Source organism: Verrucomicrobiia bacterium (assembly GCA_019634635.1).
Lineage (GTDB): Bacteria > Verrucomicrobiota > Verrucomicrobiia > Limisphaerales > UBA9464 > UBA9464.
Genome location: JAHCBB010000001.1, coordinates 362,452 through 373,444 on the forward strand (window position 1 = coordinate 362,452; position 10,993 = coordinate 373,444).

Consider the following 10,993-nt stretch of genomic DNA (forward strand, 5'->3'; position numbering starts at 1 on the left):
GGGGGGAGGGGAAGGACGGGGGTGTCAGAAGGGGGATTCCAACGAGGCTGAGGGATCAGGCGAGGCGACCACGAGCCCAGGGGCGCGGGCTGGTGGAGGAGGGGCAACGGGGACGGGCAGGGTGATGCGAACCCGCGTGCCGTGACCGGGCTGGGTCTGAAGATGGAAGGAGGCGCCGAGGTGCCGGGCGCGGCGTTGCATGGTGTGGAGACCGAGCCCGGTCCGGGAGGCCACGGCGGGGTCGAAACCGATGCCGTCGTCGGAGATGTCGAAGCGGACCTGGTCGCCGTCGAGGTGGAGATGGAGTTGGATGTGTCGGGCCCGGGCATGACGGAGGCAGTTTGCGACGGCGGTGCGGGCGATGGTCGCGAGTTGGAGGGTCTGGTGGGCGGAGAGTCGAGCCTCGGCGGCCGGGGAGGTTTGGGCGTCCAGTGTTGCGTCGGTTCCTGGAGTGAAATCGTCCAGGATGGCCCGCACGGCCTGGCCGAGACGGACCGGGGAGGAGTCGGGGGAGCCTTGCCAGCCGGGGTTGAAGCAGCGTCGCAGTTCGGCGATCACGCCGTCCAATTGCTGGCGGCTCTCGGAGAGACGGCGACCGGCCTCGGGATTCTCCTGGCCTACGGTGCGGGCGGTGTCGGTGAGGCCCAATTGGATGGCGTAAAGCGACTGGATTGTGCCGTCGTGGAGGTCGGCGTTGAGTCGTTCGCGCTCCTGCTGGGCACCCTGGAGGGCATCGCGCGCCTCGCGGAGTCGGAGCGCCTGTTCCTGGTCCTGCCAGCGACCGCGGAGTTGTATGCCGAGCGCCCAGGCGAACAGGGAGGTGATGATCAGGCCCAAACCGATCGCCCAATAGGCACGGTAGCGGGTGGAGTCGGCATCGAAGACGGGGGTGGTGTGAAGGAAGATGGTCCAGCGGGTGCCATACATGGGCCAGGAGTGGGTATGCTTGCGCCGGGGGCGGAAGGAGGCATCGCCGGTGCGCAGGGGCTGACCGTCGGGGTTGAGCCATGAGCTTTGGGAAGCCTTCTCGGGAACGGCCGCGTGGATTTCGATGCGGAGGGGAGACGGACCCGGTCCCAGGGCCATGGAGATCAGGCGGGGAAAGTCCAAGGGAGCGAAGAGATAGCCCTGCTGAAGATGCCAACGCAGCCAGCAGGCCTCGAAGACACGGTCTGGATGGGGGGGGAGCGCCTTCCAGAGATCAGATCGGCGGGGATGGTACACCGGCACGAGAAGGGACGCGGTGAGAATCTCCTCGCCTTGGAGGTCGCGCAGCGCCGCCTGGCGGCCGGTGATCTTGACGTCATCGCGGAAGATGGCGTGGTGCAGCCAGAAGTGCTCCGGGAGCATTTCATACAATTGTTGGACCCCGTTCACATCACCATAATGGAAGGGATTGGGTGCCGTCTGGGAGACAGCAGTGGCCTGATGATATCGGCGACGATGGAAGGAGCCCTCGATGGAGGTCTGGGTGGTTTGTTCGCGGAACGTGGATTCGAGGGGGAACAGGTCGGGGCGGTAGACGTCGAGCATCCAGGTGGTCCAGGCCTTGTCTCCGGCGAGTTCCTCGGGAAGCCGATAGAACTGGTCCGGGTTGCGGCCATCGGCGCCGGCGCTCCAGCGATCGAGCAGAGAGAGGGAGTGCGGGGTGGTGGTGTTGGTGGCGTAGCCGATGGCCAGGAGGGGGGGATAATTCCATTGGGGGGAGACCTGGTTCATGAATTCCTCCCAGACTTGGAGGCTGGGTTGGGGGAGCCTGGACAGTTCCCGCGCCAGCCCGCGGAGCATGGTCTCGGCAGCCTCGATCCGGCTTTCGATGTGTTCCCCGGCCTGATGCGCCAGCAGCAGGAATCGGGCGTCATCGGACTTTCCGGCCTCCTTCCCGAACCATCCGGCAAGCCACAGGCTGGCGATCAGTCCGAGCAGGACGGGGACCAGCAAGGGGCCATACACACGCAGTGGCGGGCCGGGCTGGCCGGCGGCGGAAGGGGATGGGGCAGGGGGTTGGGGCATCGCTTCGGAGGGTTTCCGCTACGTGGATGGCGAGGGGATGTCAACAGGGGCACTTGCGTCCCACCGGCCGCAGGGCCATTCACAGCCCGCTCCCGAAAAGGAGGAGGGCCAGGCGGGATGGAGCGCGGCTCGCAGTGTGCCCCGGGGGCCGGGGCCGGGTTCGAGCGCCCAGCGATTCGGACGTTGGGGAGGGTGGCAGACCTGAACTGCGCCTTCACCCATCAGGCGATCCGTCGAGCGACGAGGCGATGCATGCATGCGGGGAGGAAGCGACGGGAAGAGGACGGGAAGGAGGCTCGCATGGGGCGGACCTCATGGGCATGGGGTATTTGCCCCATTGTCGGGACCATCAGGAAGCCGATACAAGATGGAGTGTGACGATCAGGCAGGCCAGAGGATGGAGGTGCTGGTTCAACGAATGGAATTCCATTTTCAACAACGACGGAACGTTTGCCTCCACCGTTCTCGACCATCCGCTTCACGACGCCGAGACCTTCGTCATTGAGGACCCCAGCCCGCGCATAAAGGACTGAGACAACCCCACCACCTGAATCATCCCGGAGCACCGCCTCCCCCGCGTGAACCCCACAAATCTTCCTGAAAGAATCGCCGCTGCCGGCCGATTTACTGAGCAAGCGTCCATGCCAATCCCGTCCACCATGACTGCACCTGCCTCCTCCACCGGTTTCGCCCATTCCCTCGCCGGCCTGTCCCCCGGGGTTTCTCCCGCCGGGACTCGACGGCTGCGCGCACGTTGGACGTGCCCGATCCCCAACCCTTCCCCCCTCACCATGACGACTCCTCCGAACCCGGAAGCGAACCCAGCCCTGCCCCGGTCCCCACACTCGGTGAGCCAGCCGACGCCGGCGGCGGCTTCGGCGCGGGTGGACTTGCGGACGTTCGGAGCCGCGAGCCCTGAAGGCTGTCCACGCGGTTGGTGGCAACCCGGCGGTCTGCGTTGGGTCTGGTCGCTCCTGCTCGTCGGCGTGTGGATCCTCGGAGTTGCCCCGCTCCAGGCGGCGGTGACAATCGTGACCCAGCCCCAGAGCACGGCCGCGCTGGTGGGCGACAAGGTGACCTTGCAGTTGTGGGCCGCCGGCACGGGGACGTTGAGCTACCAGTGGATGAAGAATGGCGCGCCGCTGGTGGGCCAGACGGCGGCCACGCTGGTCCTCGACCCGGTCGCCTTCACCGATGCCGGGCAATACACGGTGGAGGTGAGCGATGAGACTTCCGACACCGTGACCAGCGCGGTAGCGGGCTTGGGTGTCCACTCAGCCCCGGGCGGGGAGGTGGACCTGTCGTTTCTGGCCGGCAGTGCCATCAACGGATCGGTCAATGCTGTGGCCGTGCAGAGCGACGGGAAAGTGCTGATCGGGGGAGCTTTCACCACGGTGAATGGCGTGGTGCGGGGGCGTATCGCCCGGTTGAACGCCGATGGGACCACGGATGAGACCTTTGGCAACGGCCTGGCAGGGGCGAATGACAATGTCGGCGCGCTGGCGGTGCAGGGCGATGGGAAGGTGCTGATCGGGGGCAATTTTACCGCGGTCAATGGGGCAACTCGGGGCCGGGTGGCTCGGTTGAACAGCGACGGGACGCTCGACACCAGCTTTGGCAACGGCATGTCAGGGGCGAACTCGGCCGTCCTGGCGCTGGCGGTGCAGGGTGACGGGAGGGTGCTGATGGGGGGAGATTTCACCACGGTCAACGGGTCGGCGCGAGGCCGGGTGACGCGGTTGAACAGCAACGGGACGCTGGACACGAGCTTTGGCAACGGTTTGGCGGGGGCGAATTCTGTGGTCCACGCGTTGGCGGTGCAGGGCGACGGGAAGGTGCTGATGGGGGGAAGGTTCACCACGGTCAACGGGGCAGCGCGTGCCCGGGTGGCGCGATTGAACAGCAACGGGACGCTGGACACAGGCTTTGGCAACGCGCTGAATTTGTCGGGTGGTAATGTTTATGCGCTGGCGCTGCAGAGTGACGGGAAGGTCTTCATTGGGGGGGACTTCCCATGGGTTAACGGAATAGGACCAGGCGAACTGGTGCGGTTGAACACCGACGGGACGCAGGATACGAGCTTTCGCGAGGGGTGGCAGGGTTTGAGCGGCGGGGTAGTGGCGTTGGCGGTGCAGAACGACGGGAAAGTGCTGATCGGGGGCTGGTTTACCCAAGTCAACGGGGTTGGGCGTGGCAAGGTGGCGCGGTTGAACAGCGACGGGACGCTCGACACCAGCTTTGGCAACGGCCAGTTGGGGACAGATCATGAGGTCCGGGCGCTGGCGTTGCAGGGCGATGGGAAGGTGCTGATTGGGGGCGATTTCAAAGCGGTCAATGGGGTGGCGCGGGGTGGGGCGGCGCGGCTGAACAGCAACGGGACGTTGGACACCGGCTTTGGAAACGGCATGTCGGGGCCGCATTCCGGCGTCGAAGCGTTGGCAGTACAGAGTGACGGGAAGGTGTTGATCGGGGGAAGCTTTGCCGCAGTCAGCGGGGTGGCGCGGGGTCGGGTGGCGCGGTTGAACAGCGACGGGACGCTTGACACCAGCTTTGGCAACGGCCTGACGGGGGCGAATGAGCCAGTCTGGGCGCTGGCGTTGCAGGGCGACGGCAAGGTGCTGATCGGCGGGGGCTTCAGCACGGTCAACGGGGTGGCGCGGGGCCGGGTGGCGCGGTTGAACAGCAACGGGACGCTCGACACCAGTTTTGGCAGCGGCCAGGCGGGGGCGAATGAGCAAGTCTGGGCGTTGGTGCTGCAGAGCAATGGAAAGGTTTTGATTGGGGGAAGCTTTACCGCAGTCAACGGGGTGGCGCGGGGCAGGGTGGCACGATTGAACAGCGACGGGACGCTTGACACCAGCTTTGGCAACGGCCTGACGGGGGCGAGTTGGACCGTCCGCGCGCTGGCGTTGCAGGGCGACGGCAAGGTGCTGATCGGGGGCGAGTTCAACGCGGTCAATGGGGTAGCGCGGAGTGGGGTGGCACGGCTGAACAGCGACGGAACGCTCGACACCAGCTTTTGGAACGGCTCGGCGGGGGCGAACTCCACGGTTCAGGCGCTGACGGTGCAGGGCGATGGGAAGGCGCTGATTGGGGGGAGCTTCAGCACGGTCAACGGGGTGGCGCGGGGTGGGGTGGCGCGGTTGAACAGCAACGGGACGCTGGATACCGGCTTCGGCGACGGCCTGGTGGGGGCAAATGGCACGGTCCAGGCAGTGGCGATACAGAGCAATGGGAAGGTGCTGATCGGGGGCGATTTCAACGGGGTCAATGGGGTAGCGCGGGGTCGGGTGGCGCGGTTGAACACCGACGGGACGCTCGACACCAGTTTTGGCAATGGATTATCGGGTGCCTCAAACAGTCGTCTCGGCAGCGGGATTGTTCGTGCATTAAAGGTCCAGAGCGACGGGAAGGTGCTGATGGGAGGAGAATTCGATTTGGTCAACGGTCGCGTCCGCAATTACGTGGACCGGCTGCACTTCTCGAAGGTGGATGTGGATCTCACAAGTCTGACCCTGAGCTCGGGAACGCTCTCGCCTGCCTTCAACGGCGGCCACGTCGCCTACGAGGCCACGTTCAGTGCCAACAGTCTCACCGTCACGCCTGTCAGCCGGGATTCCGCCGCCGCCATCCATGTGCGGATCAACGGCGGCAGCTATGCGCTGGTGCCGTCCGGCAGCCCAAGCGCGCCGCTGACCCTGGGGCCGGGTGTCAACCTGGTGGACGTGCGGTTGACATCAGCCGATACCTCGGTGGTCAAGGTCTATACCCTGAAGGTGACAAATCCCGGACCCTCCGCCATCCACCTTAGCCACCAAACCGTTCCCGAGAACGAACCCGTCGGCACCGTGGTGGGCCTGCTCACCGCCGAGGATCCGGATCCGGATGACATCCACACTTTCGAGTTGGTGGCGGGCGAGCGCGACACCGACAACGCGCTTTTCAGCATCGTCGGCCGTGAGCTGCGGACGGCGGCGGTGTTCGACTACGAGGCACCGCGGGAGGGCAGTTTCAACACCTACACCGTGCGGGTTCGTGCCACGGATCCGGGCGGGTTGTCCGTCGAGGACTGGTTCACGATTGATATCCAGGACGTCAACGAGCCCCCGGTGGCGTTCTCGCAGTCAGTCACCACGCCGGAGGATGCCCCTGTGGCGATCACGCTCACGGGTGAGGATCCGGACCTGAACCCGCTCTTGTTCGAGGTCATCTCCAGTCCCGGGCAGGGCGTCTTGCAAGAGGTGGACGGGACCTTCCTCTACACCCCGAAACTGAACTATTTTGGTTTGGACAGCTTCACCTTCGTGGCGAGCGACGGGGAGTTCGTGTCCGAGCCGGCGACGGTCTCGATCACTGTGACGCCGGTGAACGATGCGCCGTATGTGGTCCAGCCGATCGGGAGCATCGTCGTGGACGAGAACGCCGCCCCGACACAGATCGACCTGCGGCAAGTCTTCGCGGACGTGGAGACGCCGGCGTCGGCCCTGGCCTACGCCGTTACAGTGAACAGCAACCCAGGGGTAGTGACGGCCACGGTGAATGGGGTGACGGGGACCCTCACCCTGAGCTATGCGCCCGACCGGTCCGGCAGGGCGATCCTGTTCGTGCGGGCGACGGATCCCGGGGGCTTGTATGCGGAGGACGCCGTGCGGGTGACAGTGGCACGAACCTCGGAGCTGTCCCCTGACGAGGGCGGTCTGGCCGAGACCCATGCGTTTGGCGATCCCTTTACGGGGGCGGCCGAAGCACGGGCCCGACTGCTTGAGGCTAGCGATGGCACCCTGTACGGGACGAGCCGGCGGGGCGGACCGGCCAACGCTGGCACCGTGTTCCGGCTGAACAAGGACGGGAGCGGCTTTGCCGTCCTCAAGGCTTTTGTCCCGGCAGACGACGGTGGAGAGCCCCATGCCGGGCTCATCGAGGGCGGGGATGGCCTGCTCTACGGAACAACCCATGAGGGTGGGCAATGGGGGTATGGGGCGGTGTTCCGGTTGGGCAGGGACGGAACTGGATTTGAGGTGCTCAGGCATTTCGCCGGCGCGGATGGGCGCCATCCCAAGGGCGATCTGATCGAAGGAAGCGATGGATGGCTGTACGGGACGACTTCCGGCGGCGGCGCCTCGGGCGGGGGAACGGTGTTCCGTCTCGGGCGGGATGGAGCCGGGCATGTGATCTTGAAGCATCTCGCCGCTGCGGATGGGACGGTGCCCTACGCGGGCCTGATGGAAGGGAGCGATGGCCTGTTGTATGGCACCACCCACCAGGGAGGAACGGCGGGATTCGGCACCGTCTTCCGGTTGGGCCGGGATGGAAGCGCCTTCCAGGTGATCCAGTCGTTCGCCGGTCCTGACGGACGCCATCCCCGCGGGGGGGTGTACGAAGGGTCGGACGGAGCCCTCTACGGCACGACGTATCAGGGCGGCAGCCTCGGCTGGGGAACGGTCTTCCGGATCGAGAAGAGCGGATCTGGATTTGCCGTCCGGCATCATTTCAACGGATCCCAAGGGCGCAACCCCCACGCGGGTGTCATCGAGGCGACGGATGGCTTCCTGTATGGCACCACGGAGTCCGGCACGGGGGGTACGGGCGCGGTGTTCAAGGTGCGTCCGGACGGGACCGGGTTCGTCCTGGTCAGGCAGTTCACAGGTGAGGATGGAAGGAATCCTCTGGCCGCCCTGATTGAGGGAAGCGATGGCGCCCTTTACGGGACCACTTCGGAAGGCGGGATGTCGGGGTCGGGATCGGGTGCCATCTTCCGGGTGCAGAAGGATGGCGGCAGCTTCGCGGAGATCCACCGGTTGAACCCTGCCGCGGACGGCGCATATCCCTTCGGCGGGGTGGTCGAGGGCAGCGACGGCTTCCTGTATGGGACGACCGACGGTGGAGGTGATCTCGGGGTGGGCACGGTCTTCCGCGTCAGGAAGGATGGCACGGGCTTGGTCAGGCTGAAGAGCTTCGGCTTCTCTGGCGATGGCCGACACCCTGGCGGGGGTGTCATCGAGGGCAATGATGCGTTGCTTTACGGGACAACGCTTGATGGAGGCAGTTTCTCGCGGGGCACGGTTTTCCGGCTGAACAGGGATGGTTCCGGCTATCAGATCCTCCAGTCCATGGGGGGAACCAAGGGATCTTATCCGGGCGCTGGATTGTTGCAGGCCCGTGATGGCGCGTTGTATGGCACCGCCATGGAGGGAGGCACGGCTGATCGGGGCACCGTCTTCAGGCTTGATCCCGATGGCGCGGGGTTCGCCGTGCTGGTGAATTTCACGGGTGCCAACGGAGCCCATCCCGTGGCCCCCTTGATCGAGGGCCACGATGGTGCGCTGTACGGCACGACGAGCCAGGGTGGCGTCTCGGATGCCGGCACGGCATTTCGGGTCAACCGCGACGGAAGCGGGTTCTTGATCCTCAAGCAGTTCTCCTGGAACGAGGGTGCCAGCCCGCAAGGCCGGTTGACCCAGGCGTCGGACGGACTCCTATACGGGACCACCACGAGCAGCGGCGGCGGCGGCGGCACGGTATTTCGGATGAGCCCCGACGGGTCGGTGTTTGAGGTGTTGAAGAATCTGGCCGAGCCGGATGGAAGGCTACCGCTGGCAGGCCTGGCGGAGTGGAATGATGGAGCTCTATACGGAACGACCTTCGGGGAGGCGGACGGCCGGGGAACCGTCTTCCGTTTACGGAAGGACGGGAGCCAGTTCCAAGTTCTGGCGGTCGTGGGCGTCGAGTCCGGCGACTATCGGCGCCTGCATGGGCAGCCCACCTTTGGCACGGACAGCAGGCTTTATCTGACGGCAACCGAGGGCGGTCCGATGAACCTGGGCGGCGTTCTGTCCTTGGGAGTTGGCCCTTACAATGGGGGACCTGCGGCCATCCACCTCAGCAACCAAACCGTCCCTGAGAACGAACCCGTTGGCACGCTGGTGGGCCTGCTCACCGCCGAGGATCCGGATGCGGACGATACCCACGTCTTCGCCTTGGTGGCGGGCGAGGGGGACACGGACAACGCGATGTTCAGCATCGTCGGGAATGAGCTGCGGACGGCGGTGGTGTTCGACTACGAGGCGCCGCGGGAGGGCAGCTTCAACACCTATACTGTCCGGATCCGTGCCACGTATGCCGGCGGGCTGTTCGTCGAGGACTGGATCCCGATCGACATCCTGGACGTCAACGAGGCGCCGGTGGCCTACGCCCAGTCGGTGACCACGGCCGAAGATACCCCGGTGGCCATCACGCTCACCGGCGAGGATCCGGACCTGAATGTCCTCCTGTTCCACGTGATCTCCGGTCCCAGCCATGGCGTGGTGGTGGAGGGGTACGGGGACTTCATCTACACCCCGAACCCGAACTACCACGGACCCGACAGTTTCGCGTTTGTCGCCAACGATGGGGAGTTCCTGTCCGAGCCGGCGACCGTCTCGATCACCGTGATGCCGGTGAACGATGCGCCCTACGTTGTGCAGCCGATCGGGAGCATCGTCGTGAACGAGAACGCCGCCCCGACACAGATCGCCCTGCAGCAGGTCTTCGCGGATGTGGAGACCCCGGCGTCGGATTTGGCGTACACCATCCGCGCCAACAGCAATCCCGCGCTGGTTCAGCCAACGCTCAGTTCCTTGACGGGCATCCTGACCCTGTCGGTTCCCGCGAATCGTTACGGCGAGGCTGTCATCGTGGTCCGATGTACCGACCCTGGTGGCCTGTATGCGGAGGACACCATCACGCTCGTGATACAGCAGGTGCGTGAGCGCGTGCCGGGCGACGTGGACCTCGGGTTCGAGCCATTGGCGGGACTGAATGGCGCGGTGCATGCCGTGGTGGTCCGACCGGACGGACGGTTGCTGATTGGTGGATCCTTCAGCTCGGTTCGAGGATCGGACCGGATGCGGATCGCCCGTCTTCATCCGGACGGAAGCGTGGATCACAGCTTCGACCCGGGAACAGGCATCGATCCGTCCCAGCCGAACTCGATGGTGTCTTCCATCGCTGTCCAGGATGACGGGGGCATCCTCGTCGGGGGAATTTTCAGCACCGTCAACGGCGTCAACCGCACCGGGCTTGTCCGGTTGCGCGCCGACGGGAGCGTTGACCAGACCTTCAACGGCCAAGTCGTGGGAAGCGTGTTTTCCGTGGCCTTGCAGGACGACGGAAGAATGTTGATTGGTGGACAAATTTTGTCAGTCGGGGGCGTCAACCGGAACGGAATCGCCCGGTTGAATGCGGATGGCAGCTTGGATTCGAGCTTTGACCCCGGCCTTGGCGTCAGCGGTGGGATGGTTTTTACGGTACTGCCCCTCCCCGATGGCCGGGTGTTGGTAGGCGGCAGCTTCAGTGCATTCAACGGTGTCAACCACCCGGGAGTCGTCTGGCTGAACCCTGACGGCAGCCTGAACCCCAGCACGCCCGTGGTGGCCAATGGTTCGGTGCATTCGATGGCGCGGCAGGCCGACGGGAGGATCCTGATGGGAGGCAGTTTCAATTCGGTTAATGGCGCCATCCAAAGGGCCATTGCGCGTCTGGAGCCGAACGGAGCCCTCGATCAGACGTTTGCCCCGACAGTGACGGGCACCGTGGCATCCCTGGCCGCCTTGCCCGGTGGCAGGGTTGGCCTTGGGGGAACATTTGGCTCAGTCAACGGCGTCACCCGGCAGAACATCGCCATGCTGCGGGCCGACGGAAGCTTGGAATCCAGTTTCCAGCCACAGGGGGGCGCTAATGCACAGGTCCTTGTCATTGCGCAGGCGCCGGGTGACGAGTTGGTCGTCGGTGGCCACTTCATCCAGTTTGGGGGTCAGACGACCCCTTACCTGGCGCGGGTCGGGGCGACGGGCAAGGCAGCCTCCGGCTTTGACGCGGGTTCCGGCATCGACAGGCTTGTCAGGGTGGTTCTGGGGCAGGAAGACGGCAAAGTGCTGGTGGGAGGGAGCTTCACGGTGGCGGGAAGGAGTCCGATCCGGAAACTCGTGCGGCTGAACGAAAA

General features: G+C 65.3%; 2 protein-coding genes. One reads left to right on the forward strand and one right to left on the reverse strand.

Going from position 1 to position 10,993, the window contains the following annotated elements; genetic code table 11:
- Nucleotides 1-24: 24 nt before the first annotated feature.
- Nucleotides 25-2,013, reverse strand: coding sequence for a sensor histidine kinase (locus tag KF791_01350; GenBank protein MBX3731219.1), 1,989 nt, complete (start codon nucleotides 2,011-2,013; stop codon nucleotides 25-27).
- Nucleotides 2,014-2,804: 791 nt separating this feature from the next.
- On the opposite strand from KF791_01350, the gene KF791_01355 reads away from it, so the two are divergent.
- Nucleotides 2,805-10,993, forward strand: an 8,189-nt coding sequence (locus tag KF791_01355) for a tandem-95 repeat protein (GenBank protein ID MBX3731220.1), incomplete at its 3' end; no start/stop codon positions are given.